Origin of the sequence: Nocardia sp. NPDC005978, from assembly GCF_040614455.1 — a bacterium.
Lineage (GTDB): Bacteria > Actinomycetota > Actinomycetes > Mycobacteriales > Mycobacteriaceae > Nocardia.
In genome coordinates this window covers 1-26,235 of sequence record NZ_JBEXUS010000017.1, presented here as the reverse complement: position 1 = coordinate 26,235, position 26,235 = coordinate 1, and the positions used below count along the sequence as shown (strand labels likewise).

General features: G+C 70.2%; 20 protein-coding genes and 1 pseudogene. 10 read left to right on the top strand and 11 right to left on the bottom strand.

Features of this window, described 5'->3' with window-relative positions; translation table 11 throughout:
* Positions 1-62 precede the first annotated feature (62 nt).
* Positions 63-1,022: a nitrilase-related carbon-nitrogen hydrolase gene (locus ABZ319_RS10405; protein WP_354986065.1), complete on the top strand. Its 960-nt coding sequence runs from the start codon at positions 63-65 to the stop codon at positions 1,020-1,022.
* A gap of 59 nt (positions 1,023-1,081) precedes the next feature.
* On the opposite strand, the gene ABZ319_RS10400 is transcribed toward ABZ319_RS10405, so the two are convergent.
* Entirely contained in the window at positions 1,082-1,420 is a 339-nt protein-coding gene (locus tag ABZ319_RS10400) for a metal-sensitive transcriptional regulator (protein ID WP_354986134.1), read from the bottom strand.
* Between the two features lie 146 nt (positions 1,421-1,566).
* On the opposite strand from ABZ319_RS10400, the gene ABZ319_RS10395 reads away from it, so the two are divergent.
* The 5 genes and pseudogenes from ABZ319_RS10395 (at position 1,567) to ABZ319_RS10375 (ending at position 5,094) form a co-directional block, all read left to right on the top strand.
* A complete protein-coding gene (locus tag ABZ319_RS10395; protein ID WP_354986064.1) occupies positions 1,567-2,382 on the top strand; it encodes an S-methyl-5'-thioadenosine phosphorylase in 816 nt (271 codons plus the stop codon).
* A gap of 225 nt (positions 2,383-2,607) precedes the next feature.
* A pseudogene (locus ABZ319_RS10390) lies at positions 2,608-2,835 on the top strand (NAD-dependent epimerase/dehydratase family protein); the annotation flags it as partial.
* Between the two features lie 352 nt (positions 2,836-3,187).
* Positions 3,188-3,430, top strand: a complete 243-nt coding sequence (locus ABZ319_RS10385) for a hypothetical protein (protein WP_354986138.1) — start codon at positions 3,188-3,190, stop codon at positions 3,428-3,430.
* Positions 3,431-3,681: 251 nt separating this feature from the next.
* A complete protein-coding gene (locus ABZ319_RS10380; RefSeq protein ID WP_354986133.1) occupies positions 3,682-4,524 on the top strand; it encodes an NAD-dependent epimerase/dehydratase family protein in 843 nt (280 codons plus the stop codon).
* 9 nt (positions 4,525-4,533) lie between these two features.
* Positions 4,534-5,094, top strand: a complete 561-nt coding sequence (locus ABZ319_RS10375; RefSeq protein WP_354986063.1) for an NAD(P)H-dependent oxidoreductase — start codon at positions 4,534-4,536, stop codon at positions 5,092-5,094.
* 43 nt (positions 5,095-5,137) lie between these two features.
* On the opposite strand, the gene eccE is transcribed toward ABZ319_RS10375, so the two are convergent.
* Positions 5,138-6,751, bottom strand: coding sequence for a type VII secretion protein EccE (eccE, locus tag ABZ319_RS10370; RefSeq protein WP_354986062.1), 1,614 nt, complete (start codon positions 6,749-6,751; stop codon positions 5,138-5,140).
* Positions 6,752-6,862: 111 nt separating this feature from the next.
* Between eccE and eccB the strand changes: the two genes are divergently transcribed.
* Entirely contained in the window at positions 6,863-8,341 is a 1,479-nt protein-coding gene (gene eccB / locus ABZ319_RS10365) for a type VII secretion protein EccB (protein WP_354986061.1), read from the top strand.
* Between the two features lie 249 nt (positions 8,342-8,590).
* Here the strand turns inward: eccB and mycP are convergent, their stop codons facing one another.
* Positions 8,591-10,051 carry a type VII secretion-associated serine protease mycosin gene (gene mycP, locus ABZ319_RS10360; RefSeq protein WP_354986060.1) on the bottom strand — a complete coding sequence of 487 codons (1,461 nt, stop codon included), beginning with the start codon at positions 10,049-10,051 and terminating at the stop codon, positions 8,591-8,593.
* An 8-nt stretch (positions 10,052-10,059) separates the two neighbouring features.
* A complete protein-coding gene (gene eccD / locus ABZ319_RS10355) occupies positions 10,060-11,520 on the bottom strand; it encodes a type VII secretion integral membrane protein EccD (protein ID WP_354986059.1) in 1,461 nt (486 codons plus the stop codon).
* A gap of 361 nt (positions 11,521-11,881) precedes the next feature.
* Here eccD and eccCa point away from each other — a divergent pair, with 361 nt between their 5' ends.
* The gene (gene eccCa / locus ABZ319_RS10350) at positions 11,882-15,925 is read left to right on the top strand and encodes a type VII secretion protein EccCa (RefSeq protein ID WP_354986132.1); all 4,044 of its coding nucleotides are present in this window, start codon (positions 11,882-11,884) and stop codon (positions 15,923-15,925) included.
* 227 nt (positions 15,926-16,152) lie between these two features.
* On the opposite strand, the gene ABZ319_RS10345 is transcribed toward eccCa, so the two are convergent.
* From ABZ319_RS10345 to ABZ319_RS10320, 6 genes are all read right to left on the bottom strand, one after another.
* Positions 16,153-16,458, bottom strand: coding sequence for a WXG100 family type VII secretion target (locus ABZ319_RS10345; RefSeq protein WP_354986058.1), 306 nt, complete (start codon positions 16,456-16,458; stop codon positions 16,153-16,155).
* Positions 16,459-16,497: 39 nt separating this feature from the next.
* On the bottom strand, positions 16,498-16,827 hold the full coding sequence (locus tag ABZ319_RS10340) for a WXG100 family type VII secretion target (RefSeq protein ID WP_354986057.1): 330 nt from the start codon (positions 16,825-16,827) through the stop codon (positions 16,498-16,500).
* A 183-nt stretch (positions 16,828-17,010) separates the two neighbouring features.
* Positions 17,011-18,222 carry a hypothetical protein gene (locus tag ABZ319_RS10335; RefSeq protein ID WP_354986056.1) on the bottom strand — a complete coding sequence of 404 codons (1,212 nt, stop codon included), beginning with the start codon at positions 18,220-18,222 and terminating at the stop codon, positions 17,011-17,013.
* Between the two features lie 22 nt (positions 18,223-18,244).
* Positions 18,245-19,468 carry a hypothetical protein gene (locus ABZ319_RS10330; RefSeq protein WP_354986055.1) on the bottom strand — a complete coding sequence of 408 codons (1,224 nt, stop codon included), beginning with the start codon at positions 19,466-19,468 and terminating at the stop codon, positions 18,245-18,247.
* A gap of 29 nt (positions 19,469-19,497) precedes the next feature.
* A complete protein-coding gene (locus ABZ319_RS10325) occupies positions 19,498-21,177 on the bottom strand; it encodes a serine/threonine-protein kinase (RefSeq protein WP_354986054.1) in 1,680 nt (559 codons plus the stop codon).
* A gap of 72 nt (positions 21,178-21,249) precedes the next feature.
* Positions 21,250-22,461, bottom strand: coding sequence for a hypothetical protein (locus ABZ319_RS10320; protein WP_354986053.1), 1,212 nt, complete (start codon positions 22,459-22,461; stop codon positions 21,250-21,252).
* Between the two features lie 196 nt (positions 22,462-22,657).
* On the opposite strand from ABZ319_RS10320, the gene ABZ319_RS10315 reads away from it, so the two are divergent.
* Positions 22,658-24,085, top strand: coding sequence for an FHA domain-containing protein (locus ABZ319_RS10315; RefSeq protein WP_354986052.1), 1,428 nt, complete (start codon positions 22,658-22,660; stop codon positions 24,083-24,085).
* Between the two features lie 151 nt (positions 24,086-24,236).
* Here ABZ319_RS10315 and ABZ319_RS10310 read toward each other — a convergent pair whose 3' ends face one another.
* A complete protein-coding gene (locus tag ABZ319_RS10310) occupies positions 24,237-25,658 on the bottom strand; it encodes a neutral zinc metallopeptidase (protein ID WP_354986131.1) in 1,422 nt (473 codons plus the stop codon).
* Positions 25,659-25,900: 242 nt separating this feature from the next.
* Between ABZ319_RS10310 and ABZ319_RS10305 the strand changes: the two genes are divergently transcribed.
* On the top strand, positions 25,901-26,235 hold a 335-nt coding region (locus tag ABZ319_RS10305), incomplete at its 3' end, for an FHA domain-containing protein (RefSeq protein ID WP_354986051.1).

The following is a 26,235-nucleotide window of genomic DNA, read 5'->3' as shown; positions in this document are numbered from 1 at the left end:
ACTTTTCGGCATGGTGCGCTCGGAAGGCATTCGCGAACATCACCTCTCATGAGGGTTGTCCAATGAGAAAAACGGTGCGCGTCGCGGCAGTCCAGGCCGAGCCGAAATGGCTTCGGCTGCGAGAAGGCGTCGAGCAGGTCGTGGAACTCATCGGGGCCGCGGCCGTGTCGGGCGCCGAGCTGGTCGCATTCCCGGAGACGTTTCTCCCCGGGTTTCCCTGGTGGCGCTGGGTCGAAACCAATCAATGGAACGTCGAATACTCGACTCGTTGCCGCGAGAATTCGATGTCACGCGACGGCGCCGAAATGCGGGCCGTCACCGCCGCCGCCCGTCGCTATGGCATCCACGTGGTGCTCGGATTCGGGGAGCGGCAGGATCGCCGAATCTATATGTCGCAGGCGGTGATCGACGATTCCGGGGTGTTGCTCTCGGTGCGGCGCAAGGCCGGGCTCAACGGTGTGGAGCGCAAGGTGTTCGCCTCGGGCGCACCGAATCTCCCGGCCGTGCATCGCACGCCGTTCGGGGCGCTGGGCGCGCTGACCGGGCAGGAGAACCAGCGTCCGCTGCTGACCCGCGCGTTGCGCGCGGACGGTGAGCAGATTCATGTCGCCGCCTGGCCCGGCGGGATGGAGGGCGATACGCCCGGACCGGATTCGAGCACCACCGTGAGCCGGATGTACGCCCTCGAGGCCGGCGCCTACGTGATCGCGCCGTGCGTGGTGGTCGGGGACGGCGCCTGGGAAGGTGGCGGCGGGCAGCGGCCCACCGGGCGCGCGCGCATCTACGGCCCGGACGGGATCGAGGTCATCGCGCCGCTGGCCGAGGGCGCGCAGGGGTTGCTCTACGCGGAACTGGAGTTGCGCGGCGGGGTCGATGTGGGGATAGCCCGGCGTCCGCGGGAGCGACGCGGGCAGAGCGCCGCGCGCACCGCGCGGGCGGGGGTCGGGCGGATTCCGAGTTCGGATCGCTGGGCGATGCCGCTCACCATCGGGTCGACGGCGAGCGGCATGGCGGCCTGCTAGCGGGCAGGGCAGAGCGCGGCAGCTGCCGGCGGGCGGAACAGACGCTCGCCGGCGGCGGATCAGGAGCGGACCAGGCGCGCGATGGCGTCGGTGGCTTCCTTGATCTTGGCCTCGGCTTCCGGGCCGCCCGCGATGGCGGCGTCCACGACGCAGTGGCTGATGTGATCCTCGAGCAGGCCCATCGCGACCGCCTGCAGGGCCTTGGTCATGGCCGAGACCTGGGTGAGGATGTCGATGCAGTATTTCTCTTCCTCGACCATCCGCTGCAGGCCGCGGCTCTGCCCCTCGATGCGGCGCAGGCGCTTGAGGTAGTCGTCCTTGGCGGTGATGTAGCCGTGCGAGCTGTGATCGTGGCAGGGCTTGTCGGCCTGATCCGCCGCCGTCGCGGCCTTCGCCACGTCGGCGGTGTCCGTCACCGCTTCGGCCGTGCTGATCTGATCCTTGGTCACCGACGGTTTCCTCACTCCCGGCGTCAATACCCCCCTAGGGTACAGGGTTCGCCCTGACCCCACCAGTTGCGCCCGGATGCGCAAGAATTGGCGGCATGAGTTCGGATTCTCGGGCCACGTTGGCCATTATCGGTGGTAGCGGTTTCTACGACTTCTTCGGTGACGACGCGACCGCGGTGGAGGTCGAGACTCCCTACGGCGCGCCCAGTGCGCCCATCACCATCGGCACCGTCGAGGGCCGGTCGGTGGCGTTCCTGCCCCGGCACGGCCGCAAGCACGAGTTCTCCCCGCACACCGTGCCCTACCGGGCCAATATGTGGGCGCTGCGCTCGCTGGGCGTGCGGCGGATCTTCGGCCCCTGCGCGGTCGGCAGTCTGCGCGCGGATTGGGGGCCGGGCACCGTGGCCGTGCCCGATCAGCTGGTGGACCGCACCTCCGGGCGCGATCAGACCTTCTTCGACGCGGGCGGCGTGCACGTCTCCTTCGCCGACCCGTACTGCGCGGAACTGCGCACCGCGGCCATCGCCGCCAAGGGCGACGAACTGCCGCTGAAGGATCACGGCACCATGGTCGTGGTGCAGGGCCCGCGGTTCTCCACCCGCGCCGAGAGCCAGTGGTTCGCCGGGCTGGGCTGGGAGCTGGTCAATATGACCGGTCACCCCGAGGCCGTGCTCGCCCGTGAACTCGAAATGTGCTACTCCGCAATCGCTCTGGTCACCGACCTGGACGCCGGGGTGGAGTCCGGGCACGGCGTGAGCGCCGTGGACGTCTTCGCCGAGTTCGAGCGAAACCTGGTGCCCTTCAAGGGATTGGTGCGCCGCGCGGTCGCCGCCGTCGAGGGCGACGACACCTGCGACGCCTGCCGCGTGCATTCGGGCACCGGCGTGCAGTTGCCGTTCGAGCTGCCCTAGTCCGCCACCCGTTTCCGGCCCGGTTCCTGTTCGGAGCCGGGCCTTTCGCTGTGCTGTATGCCGAGATCTCGCTGCGCTGTGCGCCGAGATCTCGCCGCGCGCTGAACCGGGATCGCGCTGCTCGACGCGTGTGAATCGCGCTGCCCGCTGCGCTCGTCCGGTCCGCGCTCCGGCGCGGTCGCCTACGCTGGAGGAATGAGCTCGGGTAGACCTGTGTCCGGCCGGTTGCGAGTGCTGTTGACCGGGGCGGCCGGCTACATCGGTTCCCACGTGCATCGCGCGCTGCTGGAGGCGGGCCACGAGGTCGTCGCCATCGACGCCATGCTCGGCGCGGTGCACGGACCGGGATCGACGATGCCCGAACAGGTTTCGCTGGTCGACATCCGCAATCCCGAAGCGCTGGAACCACTTCTGCGCGGCGTCGACGTGGTGTGCCACCTGGCCGCCGCGGTCCCGCTGCCGGACCTGCCCCCGCCGCCGCCCGAGCCCGCCCGCTCGGCTCCGCCGCGGGCCGCGGCGCGCGCCGAAACCATTGGCGATCAGGCTCTATCGGGTTCAGGTCCGGCGGTGAACCGTCCCGCCGCGGCGAAGAGATCCGCGGAGGCGAGTGCCGAGCATCCCGCCGTCGGCCGACCGGTCGGTCCTCTCGGGCCGGATAGCGGCGCCGGCGCGAGACCTGGCGATTCTGCTGGGAGACAGGGTGAACCGGGCGAGCGGCCGGAGAAATTGATCGGCCGTGTCGACTCCGCCGGGCGAGGCGGCGACCCCGTCGGAGCAGACGGCGGGTCTCCCGGACACAGCGGTGATGCTTCCGGTGTTGGTGGTCCTGCTGGGCACGACGGTGGTCCTGCCGGACCAGGCGGAGCAGATGGCGTGGCTGCCGGGCCGGGTGGTGACACCGGCGCAGGTACGGGCGCGCCGGCCGGGCGAGGCGGTGGTCCAGTCGGAGCGGACGGCGGGTCATTCGGGCCGGCCGGTGGCGTTGACGCGGAAGTGGGCGGGCCGGCTGGGAGTGACGGAGGCGGCGCACGTCCGGGGGACGGCGTAGTGGGTCGGGAGGCGGCGAGTGTGGTCGGTTCCGGTCGTGCGGGGGAGTCAGGGAAGGGGCTGGGGCGCAGCACTGTTCCGACTTATCGGCAGCAGCCACCCGGGGGCTTTGGGGGGATTCGGGGTGGCGGCGAGGCAGGGAGCCGGGGCGCGGGCGGCGGGTCGAGCGAGGATGTGGGGCATGGGGCGGGTGTTCGGGGTCCCGATAGGGGCCGAGGGACGGACGGGGGGCGTGGTGCGGTGAGGGATGGCGTGCGTGGGGCCGCGCCCGCGCGGCGGGGGCCGTTGCAGATGGCGGCGGCGGCCGCCTACGCCACGCACAACGACGCGGGGACCGCGATTCTGCTGGCCGCCATGGAGCGAGTGGGGGTGCGGCGGCTGGTGCTCGCCTCGACGGTGGCGGTGTACGGGGAGGGGCGGTACCGGGCCGTGCGGAGCGGGCCGTTCTTTCCCGGGTTGCGGCGGCGGGGGGATCTCGACCGGGGGTTGTTCGATCATCGGGCGCCGCGGACGGGGGAATTGCTGACCTGGGAGGCGGTGGGTGAGGACGCGCCGTTGCGGCCGCGCAGCGCTTACGCGGCAAGCAAAGTCGCGCAGGAGCATTACGCGCTGGCGTGGGCGGTCGGCACCGGGTCGGCGGCGACGGTGCTGCGGTACAACCACGTCTATGGCGCGCCGGTGGCGGGGGCGCGGCCGGTGCGGACGGCGGAAACCGGTGTGGTGGCGCGGTTCCGGGCCGAGCTGCGCGCCGGGCGGGCGCCGCACGTGTTCGAGGACGGCGGGCAGGTCCGGGACTTCGTGCAGGTGCGAGACGTGGCGTCCGCGACGGTCGCCGCCGTCGAGCGCGGGCTGCCCGGCTTCCTGCCGCTGAATGTGGGCTCGGGGCAACCGCTCACGCTGTGGGAGGTGGCCTCGACCATGGCCAAGGCGCTGAACGGACCCGCGCCGGTCGTGACCGGGCAGTACCGGATCACCGATGTCAGGCACCTGGTGGCCGACGCCGAACGGGCGCGGCAGGCGCTGGATTTCACCGCGCGCACCGCTCCGGCCGAGGGGCTGGTGTCCTACGCGATCGGGACGGCCGGGTCGCACTAGGCTCGGCGCATGGAGAATCCGCTTCGGCTCGAAGTGCTCGTGGCCAGTGTGCGCCCGGAACGATTCGCGCCGGTGGTGGCGGACTGGTTCCTGCGCGCGGCGCTGGCCGACGAACGATTCGACACGCGGGTCATCGACCTGCTCGACACGCCGCTTCCGGTGGACCTGAGCGTCACCCCGGAATCGCGGGCCTACTGCGAAAGAATCTCTGCCGCCGATGCTTTCGTGGTGGTGACCTCGGAGTACAACCATGGCTATCCGGCCTCGATCAAGACCGCGCTCGACACGGCCAAGCGGGAATGGCGGGCCAAGCCGATCGGTTTCGTGAGCTACGGCGGACTCTCCGGCGGGCTGCGGGCCGTCGAGCAGTTGCGGCAGGTGGTGGCCGAGATCCATATGGTGTCGATTCGGGAGACGGTCAGTTTCCACGAGGCCAAGCGGAAGTTCGATGACGCGGGGGATACCGCGGACGGGGCGGCCATCGATGCCGCGGGCAGGATGCTCACTCAACTGGCTTGGTGGGGAAGGACTTTGCGGGCCGCTCGGGCGACAGACCCGTATCCGGGGTGATTCCCCGCCGCGCCGGGATCGTGCGCCCTGCGCGGCGTGCGATCTACGGTTGCGCGGCGAACGCGCGAGCGGCGCGAGGGTGCCCGATATAGGCGCCCTCGCGGGGGATGGAGACCAGGGTCAACTCGACCTCGGTTGTGCCGGTGCGCAGGGTGATTCGGTTGCCCGCGGCGCCGGGCTGCCGGATCGACAGGTCCGGGGGCGCACCGGGCCAGCCCAGCGGATTGCCGGTCAGATACAGCGTGGTGACGCCCGCGTGCGGACCGGGGGCCAGGACCCCGTCCACCAGCACGGCGGTGAATCCCGCGTCGGACTGGTGGGTTTCGGCGGCCAGCGTCAGGCGTTCGGGATTGCCGATGGTGGTGAGCAGGTGCTCCCAGGACTGCGGGCGATCGGTGCGGATGAGCACCCGTTCCCCGACGGCCAGCGCGCGAAAGACCAGCTGTTGCGCGAGGTAGAGCTCGCCCGAGATGTACACGGTCGAAATACCCTGGCCGACAAGACGAACCGCGACCCCGTTGCCCGCGTCGTCGGAGCCGAGCAGCTGGCCGCAGCCCGCCGAGGCGAGCCGGACCCGCTCGACATCGCTCATGGGCCGTTCGATGGCGGGGACGCAGTCGTCCAGTCCCGGCACCGCGAGCGGCAGGTGCGCGAGCAGCCCTTCGCGCTGACGGCCGTTCATGGAGATCATGTGCCTGTGCACCGGTTCCGCGGGCAGTTCGCGTGCGGTGAGTCGCCAGGCCGCGCCGATCCGCACCGTGCCGGGTGCGTCGCCGGGCCGCAGCCGCACCGCCACCGTGGTACCGCGCGAGGGCGGCACCCACAGCTGATCCAGGGCTTCGGACCCGAGCCGGCCGGGATCCAGGGCCGCGCCGATGTTCACGCTGTTGCCGAGTTCGGCGTAGCGCCAGTGCTGGGTGAGATCGCGCGGGTCCACCCCGCCGGTGATCTGCAGGGCCGCCTGGGTGATCTCGGGTGCGGTGAGAACGCGTGCGGCGCAGTCGGCGTCCTCCAGGGTGCGCACGATGCGCCGGGTGGCGATGGTGACCGCGCGGCAGGCTCCGGGCAGGCCGCCGCCGCGCCGGTCCGCGGCGTCCGGGCACAGCAGCGGATCGAAGGCGATGGCCAGCCGGACCGTGCGGTGCGCGGTGGCGGGCAGCGGGCCGAGCAGTGATTCGTAGATGGCCCCGGCCGGCGTGCCGGATCGGCTGCGATGGCCGTGCGAGACGATGTCGATGCCCGCCAAGCGGATGTCGTGCTGTGTCAGTCGCTCGGCCAGCGCTGTCAGGGGCAGCAGGTGGGTGGATTGCACGGTGGTGCGGCCCAGGCGGGTCAGCCCGCCCCTGGGCGGCAGCACCTCCACGACGGCGACAACGCGCGAGCGGTCCAGGTACAGCCCGAGCGAGCGGCCGTCGGCGGCGGTGAAGTCGATGGCATCTGCCAGGGCGCGCGGTCGGCGTGCGCGATAGCGGGAGCGGGTGCCGATCCACTGGGCAACTGAACGTTTGCCCAGTGGTACGAGCAGCAGCAGCCCGAGTACGAGGGCAACGCCGAGGGCGGGCCACGGCGGTATGCCGGCGAGTACGGCGGTGAGCAGGACGACCACCGCGGTCGACTGGGCCACCAGCAGGTTGGTCAACCGTGCGCGGCCCGTCATATCGCTCCCCGATCGCCGATTCCCGGCCCACTTGCGGTGGCCGAGTGCCCATTCGGATTCGGGGGAACTGTACTGTGCTCTGCGGACGTAATGACTGGTCGGGGGATTCGCATGCCTTCAAAACCCACGACGCGATGGCAGGTCGGCGGCTATCGCTTCCTGGTTCGGCGCATGGAACACGCCCTGGTGCGCAGGGACGTGCGGATGCTGCACGACCCCATGCGCGCCCAGTCCCGCGCCTTCACCGCCGGGGTGATCCTCGCGTGTGTCGCACTGGCCGGTTGCGGATTATTAGCGCTACTGCGACCGCAGGACAAGATCGGCTCGAACAAGATCCTGCTCGGCAAGAACACCGGCGCGGTGTACGTGGTCATCGACAACGTCGTGCATCCCGCGCTGAATCTGGCCTCGGCGCGGCTGGCCGCGGGCGAGGCCGCCAAACCCGGTACGGTGAAGGAATCCGAACTCGCCAAGAAGCCGCGCGGGCAGTTGATCGGCATTCCGGGCGCACCCGCCTCGCTGAACGTCGAGACCGGCGGGTCGGGCCGCGCCTGGACCGTGTGCGACGCGCTCGCGAACGACGGCAGCCGGACCCTGACCACCTCGGTCATCGCGGGCGCGCCGGATCTGGGGGACAAGGCCGCGCCACTGGCCGCGGGCCGGGCGCTGCTGGTGCAGAGCCGCGACCACACCTACCTCGTCTACGACAATCAGCGCGCGCGGCTGGACATGAACGACCGGGCGGTGGTGGACGCCCTCGACATTCGCGGGCGTACGCCCCGGCCCGTCAGCGCGGGACTGCTGAACGCCATTCCCGAGGTGCTGCCGCTGACCGCCCCGCCCATCGCGGAAGCCGGTGCGGCCCCGCGCTATTCGATCGGCGATCACCGCATCGGCGACGTGGTGCGGGTGCGCACGGACAACCGGCAGTACGTGGTGCTCGCGGACGGCTTGCAGCCGGTGTCGCCGTTGACAGCGGACATCATTCGCAACGCCTACCGCTCCACCGCCGCCGACGACTTCATCGCGCAGGCCGATCGCACCGGCGCGCCGGTCTCGGGCGCGCTGGCGGTCGGCGCCTACCCGGCGGCGGCTCCGGCCCTGGTGGACGGCAAAGATCAACCCGTGGAATGTCTCTCGTGGCGGCCCATCGAGTCCGCCGACACCTCGGACGGCAGCAGGCACGCCGAGCTCACCCTGCTGACCGGGCACGCGCCGCCCATTCCGGACCGGGCGCGGCTGGTGCCGCTCGCGCAGGCCGACGGCAACGGGCCCGAACTCGACGCGTTCTACCTGAAACCCGGTGCGGGCGCGTACGTCCAGACCACCGGGATCGAACCAGACAGCCAGCGGCGCGACAGCCTGTTCTTCCTGTCCGACTACGGGGTTCGCTACGGCATAAGGGATCTGGACGCGGCGAAGGCACTGGGCATGGACCCGGAGTCGGTGCGCCCCGAACCCGCGCCGTGGCAGATCGTCGGCCTGCTCGCGCCCGGCCCGACCCTGAGCCGGGAGGCCGCGATGGTCGCCCACGACGGCGTCGCCCCGGACCCGAATCCGGCGAAACAGCCTGTGAAACCTCAGAACTGAGCTTGCCTCGGGTGAAAGGGCGGATGCCGTCGCGGCACGGTGGACCGGCGTTCCCGGTGGGAACCAGGGGAAGGGCGGGATGGCGAAGTTCGGCTCCGGCGGCAGAACGTGCGGGCCGCGCCATCGATCAGCCAGGGACGCGTGAAAAGAGACTCGGGTGGAATGACCGTCGCTGTGCGGCGGCGGGATGCCGCCCGGCGGTCAGCAGTCGGACCACGACCTGATGGAACAGCGGGATTCGGTCCCGTCTCATCGCCGGTCCGTGTTGCGAGACAACGTCGCTCGACTGTCCTCACGCCTACCGAACTTGCGGCGCAGGGGGAACGAGGCCAGAAAGGCCAGGACGACCAGGAGGCCGACCACGCCGGTGCCGATGAGGGCGACGTCGCGGGCGGTGTTGTCCGGGGATGGCGCCGAGGCCGGCAGCGGGAGCTGTCGATCGCGAGGGGTGTTGGGACGCTTGGGCGGTAGGTCGCGGGGGACCTCGGCGGTCAGGGCGGCCACCGGGTCGATCGCGCCGTAGCCGACGTAGGGATTCCAGCCTTCGCCGGGGGCATGCGCGGTGGCCTGGATGCGGTCGATCACCGCGCGGGCGTTCAGATTCGGGAAGCGGGAGCGCACCAGGGCGGCCACGCCGGAGACGTAGGGTGCGGCGAAACTCGTTCCGCTGTAGCGCGATACCTGACCCTGATTGGACACCTTGGCGGTGGTCAGCCCGGTGCTTCGGGGATCGAGGGAGATGATGTCCTCGCCCGGCGCGGCCACCCCGACCCAGGGGCCGGGCACCGTGAACTTCGACGGGCGGCCGAAGGCGTCGATGGAGCCGACCGAGAGCACGTACTCGTCCCACCAGGCCGGGGCCACGTAGGAGGAGATGCGCTTCCAGAGGTCGGCGTCCGGGTGCAGCGGGTCCGGGCCGGGGTTGCTCGCCCTGCAGGTGTCGGTGTTGCCCGCCGAAGTGACCACGACGACGTCCTTCTCGACCGCGGCGTAGCGCACGGCCGCGCCGAGCATGCCCATCTCGGTGCTTGCCGGGCGGCTGGCGGGGCAGGCGACCAGGGAGATGTTGATGACGCGCGCACCGGCGTCGGCGGCGCGGCGCACGGCCGAGGCCAGCGCGGAGATCTTGCCGTAGCCGTCGGGCATGTCGTCGGGGCCCTTGTCCCGGCTCGCGCCCGCGGCCTGGTACATGGCGCTGGTCTGGCGGATGGTCATGATGCGGGCTTCGGGCGCGACGCCGGCGAAACCCTCTCCGGGTACGCGGGTGGCGGCGATCAGCCCGGCCACGAGGGTGCCGTGCGCGTCGCAATCCTCGGTCCCGTCACCGGAATTGGCGACGTAGTCGCCGCCGGGGATGAGCCCGGGCAGGCGGGGATGCGGCGCGACGCCGGTGTCGATGACCGCCACCAGCTGGCCCGCGCCCCGGGAGAACCGCCAGGCGTGTTCGAGGTCCAGCGCGCGCTGGGTGGGCGGGATCGTCGGGCCGTCGCCGCCGGCCTGGGTGCTCAGGCACGGGGAGTTGGCCGGATGTTCGGTCTTGCCGGGCGGGGCGGCGGGACCGCCCGGCGGCAGCAGTCGTGGATCCACGGCGGGCGGCCGATCGGCGTGGGCCGCCGCGAGTTCGGCGCCGAGCCCGAAGGACAGACCTACCGCCAGGACCGCGACGGCGGCGCCGGCGCGCAGGGCGCGATGCATCGCGGGAGTCGGCATCGCGTCGATCAGAGCCCGCGCACGAGCGCGAACAGGCCGGTCACCCAGAACACGAGCGGCACAACGGCCGCCACGCAGGTGTATTCCAGCAGTTCCACCGCCTGGCGCATGGGCGGGGTGGCCTGCCTGCGCGGGAGCGCGATGCCCAGCACCAGCGCGGCGATCAGAATCAGCAGGGCCGCACCGAAAACCAGCAGCGGGACCTCGAAGAGCAGGGCCGTGCCGATCAGCATCGCGAGCACGATGCCCGCGCCGCCCGCGACCAGGACCACCGCCTGGTCGGCCCCGGCGTAGGTCCGGCTGCGGAACATCAGCACCGCCGCGCACACCAGCGCGAGCGCGAGGCCGGGCCAGTAGCGCTGCTCGGAACCCGGATCGCACGCGGCCAGCGCGCCGGCGGCCACGACCAGGATGGTGGCGGCGACCAGGCCTGCCAGATACTCGCGCGCGCGTTCGGATTTCGCGCGCAGCGCGCCCAGGCTCGGCAGCGCGCGATGATCGTCGGGATCGTCCTCGGTGGGGTCGATGGGGGTGCCGGGGGCGGGCACCGGCGGCAGCGGAAGCCCGGCCAGCGCAATGGAAAGCCTTGGCGCGAGCGCCAATCCGATGAGGCCGAGGGCGGCGGCGCCCGCGCCGATGGATTTGCGCGGCGCCTCGGTGAGCAGTCCGATCAGCGCGACCGGAACCGCGTACACCGCCAGGGTCGCGGTCCCGGTGAACAGGCCCGGGCCCACGTCGCTCACGCGCCGGGTCAGCACGGCGACCGCGCCGGTGAGCACCGCGCCGAGCAGCAGATTCGCCCAGCCGTAGGCGTCGGGGACGAAGAGCATGCCCGCGGTGAACGCCGCCGGGAGCGCACAGCCGCCCAGGACGAGCGCCGTCGCGTCGTCGTCGTACACGCGGGACAGCACCGCACTCGCGACCACCAGCAGGACGGTGACGAACAGGGCGATGGAACCGCTCACCCAGCCGGGTACGGCCGTGGGCGCGGCCAGCAGGCCGAGGCAGCCGACCAGCATGGTGAGCACCGCGAGGATCGAACCGGTCAGCCTGGCCGTGCGCGGATTCCAGCCGCGGAAACGGTCGGCGTCGGCGATGGCGACGTTGTACATGATGTCGTCGAACAGCGGGGTCGGCGCGGTGTGCTCGGCGCTTTCGAGCATGAGCAGTTCGCCGTCGCGCACGCCCTGTTCGGCCAGACTCAGCGAATTGGACAGTGGCGGTTGGCCGATGCGGGCGAGCACCCATTCGCGGGGTTCGAAGGCCTCCCCGTCGCTGCCGAACTCGTTGGCCCGATTGTGCTGGGCCACCATGTCCACCACGCTCGGAATGAGCAGCGCGACCGGTACGTCGATCGGGATGGCCATATCCACCTGGGTGTGCTTGGCCAGAATCGTCACCCGCGCGAGGTCGGGCGCTCGGACCGTGCCGCGGCCGTCGTCGATATGGTCGTTTCGCGCAAGCGTCACGCTGCCCCCCCACTCGGATTCGACCCGCCGGACCGCTCCGGGCGCGCGAATCACCGCCGCCGCGCCGGTATGTGCCGAAATGTTGCCCGCACTGTACGTGATGGCTATGAGTGTCCGTAAACTACCCGCCGGAAGCAGGGGGGCAAGCCAACTCGAGCTCCGCCCGATGTCGACTCCCCGCTGATGCCACCCGCTGACGCGGGCGACCCGCCCAATTCTCCGGTAGCAACACCCTGTGGTCCGCGGCCGTCTCGTTCTGGACTGAGTGGAGCGGGGGAGCGAAGCGGAGGAGCGGAGGGAGGGAAGAACGAGACCTCCGGGCCGCGGACCGCGCCCGGAGCGAGGCGGAGGGCAGAAGACACTGAGCACCGTACGGTTTCAGCGGCGGCCGCGGCGGGAGGTCCCGCGGTCACCGGGCGGCGAGGTGACGCTGCAGGCGCCGCCGGAGATTCCGCGCAGTATCCCGGCGAATCTGTTCACCAAGCTCATGCCGCTGGTGATGGTGGTGGGCATGCTGGGCATGGTCGCGCTCATGTTCACCTCGGGGAGCGGGTTCGCTTCCAACCCCATGAGCTTGATGTTTCCCATGATGATGGTGTTCTCCATGGTGGGCATGTACGCGGGGCAGGGTGGCCGGGGGCAGAAGGCGTCCGAGGCCGACGAGGACCGCAAGGACTACCTGCGCTACCTCGATCAGGTCCGGCGCGACGTGGCCGAGACCGCGGCGCAGCAGCGGGCCGCCATCGAGTGGAGTCACCCCGAACCCGGTCTGGTCTGGATGCTCGCGGGCACCACCCGCATGTGGGAACGCCGGCCGGGGGACAAGGACTTCTGTCACGCCCGCATCGGGCTGGGCAGTCAGCGGCTCGCGACCCGGCTGGTGGCGCCGGAAACCGGCCCGGTCGAGGAACTCGAACCGATAGCTGCGGTGTCGCTGAGACGTTTCGTGCGGACCCATGCGACGGTCCCGGACCTGCCGACCGCGATCGCGGTGAAGGGCTTCGCCAGCATCGCGCTCACCGGTGACCGGGTTCAGGCCCGGGAGCTGACCCGGGCGATGCTGCTGCAGCTGGCCATGTTCCAGGGCCCGGATCAGGTGCTGATCGCCGTGGTCTGCGGCCCCGACACCGCCCGCGAGTGGGAATGGGCCAAATGGCTGCCGCACACCCAGCACCCGGACTCGCTGGACGGCGTCGGCACCGAGCGCATGGTGTACGGGTCCATTCGCGAGGCGCACGCCGGACTGCATCCGCTGCTGCACAACAGGGTTCGGTACTCGCGAAATCAGCCGCCGGACCCGAACCTGGTGCAGATCGTGCTGGTGGTGGACGGCGGCCTGCTGGAGGCGGAGGAAGATCCCCTGCGCGACAGCGGTTTCGAGGGCGTCACCGTGATCGACCTGTGCGGGTACGCGCCGCGACTGGCCGCCTCGCGCGGTATTCCGATGCTGGTCGAGAACGGCGACTGCTCGGGCCGGGGCGCGAGCGGGGCGATGGAGCGGTTCGCGAGCATCGACCGCATCGGCGTGCGCGAGGCCGAACAGGCCGCGCGCCGGCTCGCGCCCTATCGGGCCGCGGTGCAGCAGACCGGTGCGGCGGCGGGTGATGCGGGCGAAATCATTTCGAGCTGGTCGCAACTGCTGGGGCTGGGCGACATCGGCGCGTTCACGCCCGAGACCGCCTGGCAGCCGCGCTACGGGCGGGAACGCCTGCGGGTGCCGTTCGGCGTCGGCGCGGACGGGCTGCCGGTCGTACTCGACATCAAGGAGGCCGCGGAGGGCGGCATGGGGCCGCACGGGCTGTGTATCGGCGCGACCGGTTCGGGAAAGTCGGAATTCCTTCGCACCCTTGTGCTTTCGCTCATCGCCACGCATTCACCGGACCAGTTGAACTTCGTGCTGGTGGATTTCAAGGGCGGTGCAACCTTTCTCGGGCTCGAGGGCGTGGCGCACGTGGCGGCCATCATCACCAATCTCGAGGAGGAGGCCGATCTCGTCGACCGCATGCGCGACGCGCTGGACGGCGAAATGAACCGCAGGCAGGAAGTGCTGCGGGCGGCGGGCAATTTCGCCAATGTCTCCGAGTACGAGAAGGCGCGGGCCGCGGGCGCGGATCTGGACCCCATGCCCGCATTGTTCGTGGTGCTCGACGAATTCTCCGAATTGCTCTCCCAGCATCCGGATTTCGCCGAACTGTTCACCGGTATCGGGCGACTCGGCCGCTCGCTGCACATGCATCTGTTGCTGGCCTCGCAACGGCTGGAGGAGGGCAGGCTCAAGGGACTGGAGAGTCATCTGTCCTATCGGATCGGATTGAAGACATTCTCCGCCAACGAATCCCGTCAGGTACTCGGGGTGCCCGACGCGTACAACCTGCCGGGCAATCCGGGCGGCGGCTATCTGAAATCGGATTCGGGGGAGATCGTGCGGTTCCAATCCGCCTACGTCTCGGGTCCGTACACCGGCGCCGGCGCCCCACGCGATCTCGGCGCGGCCACGCGGTCCGGGGAAATCGATGTGACCGCTCGGCCTTTCACCGCGACACACGTGGAATTCCGGGCCGCCGATCGCATTCCGCCGATCGGACCGAACGAGCCCGACGAGCCCCGGCCCCCGGCCGAGGAGGTCTCCGATCTGCGCATGCTGGTCTCGCGAGTGCGCGGGCACGGGCGTCCGGCGCACGAGATCTGGCTGCCGCCACTGGATCAGGCGCCGACGCTGGACGAACTGCTCCCGCGATCGGTGCTCACCGGCGACTGGAATCGCACCGCCACCCTGCGCGCGCCCATCGGCCTGGTCGACCGGCCCTACGATCAGCGGCGCGACCCGCTGCTGGTGGACCTGTCGGGATCACGCGGCAATGTCGCGGTGGTGGGCGGGCCGCAGTCGGGCAAGTCGACCGCGCTGCGCTCGCTGGTCATGGCCATGTCTCTCACCCACACCGCCGAACAGGCGCAGTTCTACTGCCTCGATTTCGGCGGCGGCACCCTGGTCGCGCTCGAGGGGCTGCCGCACGTGGGCGCGGTCGCCTCGCGGATGGAGGGGGACAAGGTCCGGCGGACCGTCGCGGAGCTGGTCGCCCTGGTGCGCCGGCGCGAGGCGCGTTTCCGGCAGTTGGGCATCGAATCCATGGCCGAGTTCCGGCGGCTGCGCGCCGTGGAGGTGAACGCCGCGACCGACCCGGCCGCCGGGCGGGCGGCGGCGGGCGCGCAGGAGGATCCCTTCGGCGACGCCTTCCTGGTGATCGACGGGTACGGCTCTTTCCGCCAGGAGTTCGACGCGCTCGAACAGACCGTCATGAACCTTGCCGTGCAGGGACTTTCGTACGGTGTGCACGTGGTGATCTCGCTCGCGCGCTGGCCGGAGGCGCGGCCCGCGCTCAAGGATCAGATCGGCACGCGCGTCGAATTGCGCCTCGGCGATCCGATGGACTCGGACCTCGGGCGCAAGTTCGCGGCGCTGGTGCCGATGGGGCGACCCGGGCGCGGTATGACCGCGGATCTGCTGCACATGCTCACCGCGCTGCCCCGCGTCGACGGGGATTCCGATCCGGCCACGCTGGGAGTCGGTGTGGCGCGGGCTGTTTCGGAGATCGCGCAGCGCACGCCCGGCCGGTCCGCGCCGCGGGTGCGCATGCTGCCCGAGCGGCTGCCGTACTCGGATCTGCTGCGGCTGGCGGGGGATCGGCCCGGGGGAGAGGACCCGGCGCACCCGTGCACGCGGATTCCGATCGGCATCGACGAGGCCGAATTGGCCCCGGTGTACCTGGATTTCGCCGCGAGTCCGCACTTCGTGGCCGTGGGTGATTCCGAGAGCGGCAAGACCGCGCTGCTGCGCTCGATCGTGCGGTCGATCTGCGCCGCGAACACCCCGGATCAGGCTCGCATCATCATGGGCGACTATCGGCGCTCCATGCTCGGCACGGTGCCCGACGGGTACCTCGCGGGCTACGGGTCGACAGCGCCGCAGTTCAGTCGGCAGATGTCCGATCTGGCCGCGTACGTCACCCAGCGCATGCCCGGACCCGATGTCACCGCGCAGCAGCTGCGGGACCGCTCGTGGTGGAACGGGCCCGAGCTGTACGTGGTGGTCGACGACTACGACCTCGTCGCGACCGCGACCGGTAATCCCCTGCACGCGCTGCTCGACCATCTCGCGCACGCCCGCGACCTGGGTTTCCACCTGATCATCGCGCGGCGCTCGGGCGGCGCCGGCCGGGCCATGTACGAGGCCACCCTCAACCGGCTCAAGGAACTGAACTCCGCGGCACTGATCATGAGCTGCGGTCGCGACGAGGGCGTGCTGTTCGGCAACACGCGGCCCTCGCTGATGCCGCCGGGTCGCGGGACCTACGTGACCCGCGCGGGCGAGGATCTGATCCAGCTCGGCCGGCTGCCGGAGTCGTGAGACACGGGCCCGCGGTCCGACGGCTCGCGGCCGCTCGAGCTCCGGTCGGCCGGCCAGGGTCCGGCTGTTCGGGCCGGAGGTCCCGTCGATCCGGGCCGGAGGCTCCAGCGGTCCGGGAGCGAGAGCCGGCTGCCCGTGACGAAGCGCCCCGGCACCCGGGTGCGAGGGCGCTTGTCACGCAGCGTTGTTCAGATATACGGCGTCGCTCGAACAGGCCGCGGCGGGGATCAGAACAGGCCGGCGAGGGCCGTGTCCTTCGCCTGGAGTTCGGCGTTGCCAGTGCGGACCAGGGTGCCCGCGCCGCTGAGGGTGGCGTTGAGCTGGCCCACGTGGGTGTTCCACACGCGCTGCATGTCGGCGAACGCCTCGTTGGCGTCGCCCTTCCAGTTGTTGGTGACGAACTCTTCGACGGCGCGGTGGAAGGCCTCGAGCTGGTCGCGAATGTTCTCCGCGCGGCGGATGACCGAGGTCGCGCCGTCGGCGACGCCCTCGAACTGGGCGGAAATGATCTGACCGTTGGATGCGGCTGCCATGGTGGTTCCTTTGCTGACGGGTCGGGTGGGAGCGGCGGATCAGACCGGCGGTAGATCGAGGCTGGAGGTCTGCGCCTTGACTCGGGCCTCGTAATCGCGGTCGTGCTCTTCGTAGTTCGACCCGACCCTGATGAGGTTCTCGGTCGTCGTCATCAGCTTGTCGTTGAGCTTGTCGGCCTGGAAGTAGTAGCGCTCCATGAACGCGTTGAAGGCGTTCCGCGCACCGCCCTGCCAGTTCGAACCCACGGTCATGGCGTCCTCGTCGCGCTTGAGGTCGGCGATGAGATGCATGAGCGTCTCGTGGGTCTGCTTGAACTCCTGGGCCTTGGCCTGAATGAGCTCATTACTGGCTTCGAATGCACCGGCCACGGTGCCTCCTCTCGATCACGTGCGGGCGGACGAGCTCTACATCTTGATTAGACGTGGGTCACTGCCCGACGGTTCCACCCCTGTTCAGCAATTCGCCGGCACCCCAACCGAGGAGAGGCGTCGCTGATCAGAGTCGATGGCTCGGCGTGAGAATGTCGATGCGAGAGGCTGCTTACACGGCGATTACCAGGAGCTATTCGCCATGAGGGCGTATTGGGCGGCGGCCCGCTGATGGACGTCGGTGATCTGATCACTCTGGACCGCGGCCACGTACTGCCGGTAGGCAACCACGCAGCGGTACCTTTTCAGGCCGCTCGCGGCGTCCTTCGGGGCCTCGCCGCACGTGGTGTCGGGAACGCCGGCGGGGGCTTCGGCGGGCCCGGCGTGATTGGCCGACAGGACGGCCGCGCCGAACCTGATCGCGGCGTCCGCGTCCCGGGTGCGGAACAGGATCGTGGTGCCCTCGAAGGACGCGCCCGAGACGGCGAATCGGTCGACGCCGTTGTCCTGCAGCACCTGCCGCCAGTGCGCCTGATCCGCGACGCGATGCAGATACGCGCGCTGTTCGAAGACCGCCTGCTGCCCGACGTCCGGTTGCCCGATGCCCTGGATGTTGAGGGTCTGGCGCAGCATCCCGTCCGGGTCGTACGGCTGGCGGAGCACCGCCTCGGTATCGAGCGGCCGCAGCGCGTCGAGCAGCGGGAGTTGGACGTCCAGCACCTGCTCGACGAGTGCGGTCAGCTGATCCTGCTCCGGATCCCGCGTGCCGACGAACAGGGCGACCACGTAGCTTCCGCGAGCGATGGTCGCGCCCATGCTCGCGACCCCGGGGCGCCAATGGGCCAGGGCAGCAGGGTATTTGGGCAGCGTCACGTGCTGATTGGCCTCGGCCGCGATCCCGAAATCCGCCTCGTCCAGCTCGGTCGCGGCCCGGGCGGCGCTCGCGTCGTCCGGGAACTGCATGACGGTGACGGTGGTGAAGGGGCTGCCCGCGGGGGCCGCACCCTTGATCGGCTCCTGTTCGCTGTGGCCCACCGCCACACCGAATTTCAGATTGTTGCGGGCCAGGACGGGCGCGGTGACGTCGGCCAGGACCTTGGTGGCCTTGTCCGGGGTGAGGAACGGGATCATCCCGGTGCCGTACTTGAATCTCGCGTCGATCTCGGGTCCGGTCACCACCCGGTTGGCCAGTCGCATGAGCGCCAGATTCAGGCCCTTGGCCAGATCGGGGTTATAGGCGTACCGCTCCTCGAGCGGTCCCGTCGCGTACTTGCCCACATCGAAACCGCGCACATCTGTTTCGCCCGGTGTGGCCGATCCGGCGACGGTGCAGCCCGCCAGCGCCAGCCCGGTCAGCGTCACCGCCGCGGCATGGCGAATACGTCGTGAAAACATGAGAAATCCCCCGGGCACTTCGTCAGTGAGCGTTGACCAGAATGGCGTACTGCGCGGCGATGCGCTGTTGCGCGTCCTTCAGCTGCAGCGCGGACACCTGCGCGGCGTAGCGGCCGTGCGAGACGTAGCAGTAGTACGGGATATCCGCGGCGCCGGGACCGGAGTACTTGCGGCACTGCGCGTTCGGCAGGTTCTCCGGGCTGTCCGCGCGTTTGAAGAGCCGGGTGGTCGAGCTGTACTCGGTGACGATCTCCGCGGCGGCGTCGGCATCGCGGGCGCGGTAGAGATAGCCGCCGTTCCAGGCCACGCGGTCCACTCCGGTGCGTTCCAGCAGCGCCGCGGAATCGGTCCCCTGCACGATGTGCAGTCCGCCGTGTGCGTCGAAAACCCCGGGGGAGCCGACCTGTGCCGAATCGAGTTTCGTCGTGGACAGCGTGCGGCCCAGGATGTTGTCGGGATCCACCGGCAGATTCATGAGCTGATCCTTCGGCGTGGCTCGGAAGGACGCCAGCGCCGGGGGGATCACGTCCAGGGCGCGCTCCACGCGCGCGGTGAGCTTGCCCAGGTCCCGCGTTTTCGCCTCGGCCATCAGGTTGTCCCACACGTAGGTGAACACGACGAATTTTCCGGTGGCGTACCAGGATTTGATGAGGCCCTTGGTGTCGCCGCCCTCGGCGTGCACGATCGCGCCCGGGTATTTCGCCAGCTCCACCGGTTCACTGCCCGCGACGGACTCGAAGTCCAGGCGGCCCAGCGCCTGTGCGGCGGACGTGGCGGCGGCGTCGTCCTCGAAGAGCAGGACGATGTTCTCGTATTCGTAGGAGAGCGCGGGGTATTCGTCGTTCGACTTGCCGCTGCTGACGAAGCCGACGACGAATCCCGGTGCGGCGGCGTTCAATTCCGAGGGTGCGGCGGTGGTCCGGATCTTGATCGCGCGTGAGGAGAAGTCGATGAACGTGCGCACCGCGACGCTGGCGATCTGCGCCGGAACGCTGACCTCGGGAATGATCTCGGACGGCAGCGGGACGACGTTCGCGAGTCGCATGCCCTCCACCGCCTTGGCCTGCTCGATGCTGGTGACCCTGTCGTAGGTCACCGGCTCGGTCGGCAGGCTGCCGACGTCGAGGGTGGTCAGATCGATGTCGGGTTCGGCGCCCCCGGAACCACCGTCCGACCCGCACGCGGCGGCTCCCCCGAGCGTCAACGCCATGGCCGCGGCCACGACGGACCGCACGAATCTACTCACAATTCCCTCCCCGGTAATCGGGGGTCACCCTACTCGATTCGGCTGCGCAGCACCGGAACCAATCGGGCGAGCAGCAGTTCCTCGCTGCGCGGTCCCCACTGCTGCAAGGAGACGACGGCGTTGGGGTCCTCCAGATCGATGACCCGGCCGCGCGCGCCGATGATCGCCGAGGGCGTCGCCGGGGTCACCCCGTTGTTCGCCTTCTCGTTGCCGTGCAGCGCGAGGATGTAGGAATCGGCCGGGGCTTGCAGGGCATCCGGGCTCTCGGTCCGCGGGGAGATCTCCGCGTCGCGGGGTGCGTACGCGGGGTTGTAGACGAAACCGAGCTCTTCCAGGAACCGTGCCTGCGGGGAGCCGGTGAGGTAGACCCGATAGCGGTTGTCCTCGTGGGGGTATTGCGAGAAGTCGATGACGGTGATCGTCTTGCCCTGGAAGGCGGGGTTCTGCGAGCGGGCCTGCGCCGGCGCCGTTCGGGACGCGGTGGTCGCCGCGGTGTCCGGGCCGGACTCGCCCGCACCGCCGCCCGCGTACACGCCTATCCCCGCGGCCGTGACGGCCGCGACGGCGGCGGCTCCCAGGCCGAGCAGCAGTTTGACCGGGCGTTCGCGCGGAGTGTCCGCGCGGGGCGGGGGTTCGGTTCCCGGGCGGGTGGGCCGGGTGGAAACCACCTCGGTGGGTTCGGAACCGTTGTGTCCCACAGCCTGCGGTCCGGTTGTTCCCGCGACGGTGTGCGCGGCGGTCTCGGCCGTGTGCGCTCCGCCCGGATCGCCGCCGAAAGTGGTTGCCGTCGTGCCGGACTCGTTCGTCCGTGTGGGAGGCGCCGTGTACCAGGGCACATTCGGCGAGGTGATGTGGGACGCGTGGTATCCGGGGAGCAGGACTTCGGCGGCCGCCTCGGTGAACTCCCGGCAGGTGGAGTAGCGCGCGGCCGGATTCTTGGCCAGCACCCGGGCGAAGATCGCGTCGATGGCGGGCGGCAGGTCGGGGCGCACCGCCGTGACCCGGGGCGGGGGCTGGTGCAGGTGGCCGAGCATGACCAGGGACGGTTGCGCCGCGGGATAGGGGTTCTGGCCGGTGAGCAGTTTGTAGAACGAGCAGCCGAGGCTGTAGATGTCCGAGCGTGGGTCCAGGGGCAGGCCCGCGAGCTGCTCGGGCGGGGCGTAGTCGATCGTGGCCACGAAACTGCCGGTCTGGGTGAGTTCGGTGGTGTCGGTGACGCTTTTCGCGACGCCGAAATCGCCGAGCAGCGCCCGCTCCTCTTCCCCGTCGTGCTGGGTGAGCAGGAAATTCGCCGGTTTGATGTCCCGGTGCAGCAGACCCGCGCGATGCGCGTGGTCCAGGCCCCGGCCGACCTGGGCCGTAATGGTCAGTGCGCGAAGGGGTGTCATGGCGGCCGGGTCGCGGCGGAGTTCGGCGGCGGCGTCGCTGCCCCGCACGTACTGCATGGCGATCCAGAGGTGGCCGTCCTCCTCGCCGCGATTGTGCACCGCGACGATGCTCGGATGATCCAGTGCCGCAACGACGTCCGCTTCGCGCTGGAAGCGGCCCCGGAACTCCCGGTCGTGTGAGAGCTCGGCGGAGAGCACCTTGAGCGCGTCCATGCGCGGCAGGCTCGGATGCTTGCCGAGGTAGACGGTGCCCATCCCGCCGGAGCCGAGCACTCGGACGATCCGATATCCGCCGAGCAGGGCGCCGGCACGAAGCGTCATCTACTCGGGCTCCTGAATCATCTCGCGGGCGGTGCCGTCGCGCGGTCGGCGGCGCGCCCGCGAGCCTACCGATTACAGGCTGTTCGCGAGCAGCGCGTACTGCGCCGCGATCTTCTGCCGCACCTCGGGTTCGTCATCGCTGCTGACCACGCCGATGTAGCGCTTGTAGGTGACGTAGCAGCGGTTCTTGTACTCGGTTTCGGTGTCGCCCTTGCTGTTCAGCTGCACGCACTTCGCGCCGGGGACGTCGTTGGGCGCGCCGATGCTGTCGTAGTGATCGCTCTCGTCGGCGACGAGGGCGTCCAGCAGCGTGGTCGCGCCGGCGTCGTCGCGGGTGCGGATGACCGAGGCGGTGTCGACCGTGGCGATACCGTCCGCGCCCGTCTCGTTCACCGCCTGCTGGATCTTGCCCTGGTTGTTGGCGCTGTGCACGATCTTGGTCCCGCCGTAGGCGGCGAAGGTGCGCGGTTCCGGCGTGCCGTCGCCCCGTTCGGTGACCACGGCCCGGGCAAGCAGATTGTCCGGATCCACCTCGAGCTCGGGAAGATTGGACTCGGGGGTGGGCGCGAACTTGGCCAGCACCGGAACCTGGGCGTCGAAGGTCTTGCGGACCCACTCCAGCAGGTCCTTCTCATCGGCGGCGGGGCGCTGGATGAACAGCGAGATCACGAACTCTTTGTAGGGCAGGAACGCGCCGATGGTGGGCACGCCCGGGCGCCAGTGGATGAACGAGTCCGGGTACTGGCTCAGGGTGAGCTTCTTGTTCAGGTCGGGAGCGACACCGAAGTCGGCGTCCTCGAGTTCGCTCGCGGCGGTCTTGGCGGTGCGCTCGTTCCCGAAGCGCAGCACCATGTTGGTGATCGTGGTCGCGCCCGCCGGATCCGGCTTGCCGGGCTCGTCGACCTTGTCCGAGCCGCTGGCGGCGAAGGCCGTGATCAGCTTGTTGCGATCCAGGACCGCGCGCGAGGGCGCGGCGAGCGCGACCTTGGTGGCGTCCTCGGTGCCGACCGTGGCGCGGCCGCCGCGGCCGTAGGTGAGCGAGGGGTCGATGCCGACCGTGGGCACCACGGCGTCGGCCATCCGGAAGCCTTCGAGCAGGGCGCCCTGACCGTTGGCGTCCTGCGGGTACGAGAACTTGTCGACCGGGTAGGAGCCGACCGCCAGGGTGCGGACGTCGAGTTCCCCGGCGACCGGCGTGCCGTCGATGCTGCCGCAGGCGGTCAGCAACAGCGCGGCCAGCGACAGACATGCGGCGAAGAGTGGTTTGCGCGCTGTGCGAACCATGTCAGGTCCTCGATCCTCCCGTACGGTGCATTCAAAGTAGCGGACGAACCCGGCGGCCGGTGGGCCGTCGCGCATCGTCGCGCTCCCTACCCCTCATCGTCCGATGGCGGCCCGGACGTAACGGATCCGGGCCACGTAATCTGGTGCGTGTGCTGAACATCCCGTGCCGCGCGAACACCGGGGGCCGGTTCCATTGATGGATCGGCAGGTCGAGGTAGTCGCGGGCAATCACATCGTCGCCCGGGTGGCCGGTGCGGTCATCCTGGTCGCACACCGCGAACCGGGTGCGCCGACCGCGCGCTCGCGGGCGGCCGTCGCCGCGACCGCGCTCTCCGAACTGGTGGCCGAGGCCACCCGCCTGGCCCCGGACGGACCGGGCAGGCAGGTCGCGCGCCAGGCCACCCGCTGGCTGATGAAGGACGCCGAGCGCATCTCCCCGGGCGAACCGATCGAATTCGGGATCCTGTCCGCCGCCGAGACGGGCGGGGTGGCGATCTTCCTGCACGGTTCGGTGACCGCGGTGCTGGCCGGTGCGCAGCTCGAGTACTACCGCGGCAGCGACGCCGCGTTCACCGTGGACCGGGTGGCCGCGCATCCCGCGCGCGCCGCGGCGCTGCTGATCGACGCGGGCAAGCGCCGGGCGCCCGAGCTGCCCGAACGCGGAATCGGTTCGCTCATCGAGGGCGTGGCGGTCGCGGCGGGCGCGGTCGTCTGGTTCGAGGGCGACCCGGTCACCCCGTGGCTGCCCGTGCGCGGCGACGGCGCGCGGAGTGCCGCGGCCCCGAACGCCGCCCGGCCGAGCCGGCCGTTGCCGCCCACCGCCTCCTATGACCCGGAGCCGGAAACGGCCGCGCGGGAACCGTATTCGGAAGCGGACCCGAATCTCACGCCCACCCGGACCTCCAATCGCATTCCGACCGAATCCGATACCGAGCTGGGTGCACCGCCCGCCACCGCCGAATTCGATCCGCGCACCGATGCACTGCCCGCCACGGCGGGTTTCGACCCGGCCGCCGAATCACCCAGCGTGCCCGGCGGATTCGATCCGCATCACGCGCCCACCGAGACCGGCGGCACCAACCCCGCGCCGAAACCGGACCCGGGACTCCAGCGCCGCCTGGAGGCCACGGCCAAGGCCGCCGCGCTGACCACCAAGGTGCTCGGGTTCAAGTGCGCGCGTGCGCATCCCAGCGATCCGCGCGCCGCGTTCTGTTCGGTATGCGGCATGCCGGTGGATCAGACGCAGCAGGTGAGCGAGGTGATCCGGCCGCCCCTGGGCATGCTGGTGCTCGACGACGGCATGACCTACATGCTGGCCGCCGACGCGGTGGCCGGCCGCGATCCGGAGTTCTCCGACGCCGCCCGCGGCGGGCTGGTGCCCCTGAAGATCGACGACAATTCCGGCGGCATGTCCCGTGCGCACGCGGAGATCCGGCTGGTGAATTGGGATGTCACGGTGCTGGATCGGGGGTCCACCAACGGCACGCGGGTGCGCCTGCCGGGATACCGGGATTGGGTGCGGCTCCAGCCCGGGCAGCCCATGACGCTGATTCCCGGCGCGGAGATCATGCTGGGCAACCGCATGCTGCGCCTGGAACCGGTCGCGCCCCCGCCCTTCGGCTGAGCGCGGGATTGCCCGGCGGTACGCGGTATTCCCGCGCGGCGCCTGGTATCCCGCTGCGAACGCCTGGTATCCCGCTGCGAACGCGTGGTATCCCGCTGTGAAAAGCGATATCCGGGCCGCGGGGTGCGGTATCGCGCTCTCGGGAAAAGTATTACGAATACCGCGACGTGCAGGTGTTCTGGTTGCCCAGGACACCGGCGCGGAAGGCGTCCACCCGCGAGAACCCGCTGGGCACCGTGTTGCCGTCGGTGTCACTGGCCGCCAGCCCGTCGGTGAGCAGGCCCGAGACCGCCTCGTCCAGATCGCCCGGCGACAGGCTGATATCCCCGTCGGCCTTGGATCTGTTGGGATCGGCCAGTTTTCCGGTGATCACCCCGGCCAGACAGGCCGCGCGCAACGCGGTCTTGGCGCCCTTGAGTTTCTGCCCCTCGCTCTGCTGCACCGCCAGCGCGTACCGCGAGATGAACACCACGTACGCGGTGAAATCGCCGGTCACCTTGACCGGAAGACCGTCCTGTTCATCGGTGTTGGCCTCGCCGCGATCACGGAGCGCGGGCAGATCGGTGCCGATGGTATTGGTGGCGGGGCAGTAGGTCACCGGTGCGGTGTCCTTGCCGTTGCGGCACTTCAGGGTCGCGCCGTCGTAGGTGTACTCGGGGGCCTCGTCGATCGGCATGATCGCGGCCATGGCCTTGGCCATCTCGTCGAGGTTGCTTCGCGCCACCTCGGATTCGCCCATGGTGGTGTCGTTGCCGAAGGTCTGCGGCAGGTTGCCGCGGCGGCGCTCGATCTCGTCGGTGTCGATGGCCTTGCAGCCCTTGGCGCCGTCGGTGAAGCCGATCTGCACCGCGGTCACGCGCTCGAAGGCCGAGCCGTGCACGCTCTCGGGATCCTCGGGATTGTCGTCGCGGATGGCGACAGTCGCGGCCAGCACCGCGTTCAGCCCATCCGAGGTGTTGATCGTGAAGTGCTTCGACTTGCCCTCGGCCACATGGCGAATGAACGCGCCGGCGAAGCAGTCGGCCTGCTGTTCCTTCACGATGGTCGGGGTCTTGCGGCTCACGATCTTGGCGATGCTCTGGATGGCGTGCCCGTATTCGTGGGCGATGACGGTGACCACCGACATCTTCCCGAAGCTCTCCTGCACCGCGGGCAACAGCACGGTGCGATCCCAGCCGATGGTGTGGTCGAGACTGCAGTACGCGGCGTTGACCAGCCGGTAGGTGCTCTCCTCGCAGAACTGCACCTGTTGCGAGCGTGGGGCTTTCGCGCTCCAGGACACCAGCTTGGTGACCCGCACGAAATCGCCCTCGAAGTCCTTGCTGAACTCACCGCCCCAGTACGCCTCGATGTCTTCGATCGCGTTCATGACGAGCCGGTCGATATCGCCGTTGTCGGTGTTCTCCGCGCGTAACGGGCTGTCGGGCACCCCGCCGCGCGGGCCGCTGGGGCCGCTCGTGGTGGGCAGGCCCGCGACCTTGAACGGATCGTCGTAGATCGAGACGGCGCGACCCGGCACATTGCGGGTGCATCCGCAGACGACCACCGCGATACAGGTGAGCAGGAGCAGCATCACCGTCGCCCGACGCTTCCCCACGTCCACTCCCTCACGGTCCGACCCTGTTCCGCCCCACCGGCCGGCCCCACGCATATTATCCGGCTCGTGGCCCGCGGCCCGGGTCAGCTGTCCGATCGGTCATCGGACCGGCGGTGATTCGCCGCCGGCGCGGCCGCTCGGCGGGCAATCCGTGATGCGCCCTTGACCGCCTCGAGACTCATCTGGCTCCCGGCGAGGTAGCCGGTAGTATCCGGGCCATGTCTTCACCGGGGGCGCAGCAGATCACCGTGCGTCATGAAGGAACCGATCGGGTCTTCGACGCAAGTCAGCAGATCACCATGGGGCGGGCGCCCGAGGTCACGCTATTCGTGGACAGCCCGCTCGTGTCGCGAGTGCACGCCACACTGTCCTGGCGGGGGAACGGGTGGGTGCTCGCCGACAACGGCAGTACCAATGGTGTTTTCGTGGACGCGCGGCGGATCGGTCAGCCGCTGACCATCGACCGGCCGGTGCAGGTGCGGCTGGGGGACGCCATCACCGGCCCGCTGCTGCACCTGGTGCCGCAGGGCGCGCAGCCGCAGTACCGGCCGCC

Excerpts from the sequence above, each read along its gene's own strand:
- ABZ319_RS10405 (WP_354986065.1), top strand. The coding sequence starts at position 63 with ATGAGAAAAACGGTGCGCGTCGCGGCAGTCCAGGCCGAGCCGAAATGG.
- ABZ319_RS10395 (WP_354986064.1), top strand. The coding sequence starts at position 1,567 with ATGAGTTCGGATTCTCGGGCCACGTTGGCCATTATCGGTGGTAGCGGT.
- ABZ319_RS10385 (WP_354986138.1), top strand. The coding sequence starts at position 3,188 with ATGCTTCCGGTGTTGGTGGTCCTGCTGGGCACGACGGTGGTCCTGCCG.
- ABZ319_RS10375 (WP_354986063.1), top strand. The coding sequence starts at position 4,534 with ATGGAGAATCCGCTTCGGCTCGAAGTGCTCGTGGCCAGTGTGCGCCCG.
- eccE (WP_354986062.1), bottom strand. The coding sequence starts at position 6,751 with ATGACGGGCCGCGCACGGTTGACCAACCTGCTGGTGGCCCAGTCGACC.
- eccB (WP_354986061.1), top strand. The coding sequence starts at position 6,863 with ATGCCTTCAAAACCCACGACGCGATGGCAGGTCGGCGGCTATCGCTTC.
- mycP (WP_354986060.1), bottom strand. The coding sequence starts at position 10,051 with ATGCCGACTCCCGCGATGCATCGCGCCCTGCGCGCCGGCGCCGCCGTC.
- ABZ319_RS10345 (WP_354986058.1), bottom strand. The coding sequence starts at position 16,458 with ATGGCAGCCGCATCCAACGGTCAGATCATTTCCGCCCAGTTCGAGGGC.
- ABZ319_RS10335 (WP_354986056.1), bottom strand. The coding sequence starts at position 18,222 with ATGTTTTCACGACGTATTCGCCATGCCGCGGCGGTGACGCTGACCGGG.
- ABZ319_RS10325 (WP_354986054.1), bottom strand. The coding sequence starts at position 21,177 with ATGACGCTTCGTGCCGGCGCCCTGCTCGGCGGATATCGGATCGTCCGA.
- ABZ319_RS10320 (WP_354986053.1), bottom strand. The coding sequence starts at position 22,461 with ATGGTTCGCACAGCGCGCAAACCACTCTTCGCCGCATGTCTGTCGCTG.
- ABZ319_RS10315 (WP_354986052.1), top strand. The coding sequence starts at position 22,658 with ATGGATCGGCAGGTCGAGGTAGTCGCGGGCAATCACATCGTCGCCCGG.
- ABZ319_RS10310 (WP_354986131.1), bottom strand. The coding sequence starts at position 25,658 with ATGCTGCTCCTGCTCACCTGTATCGCGGTGGTCGTCTGCGGATGCACC.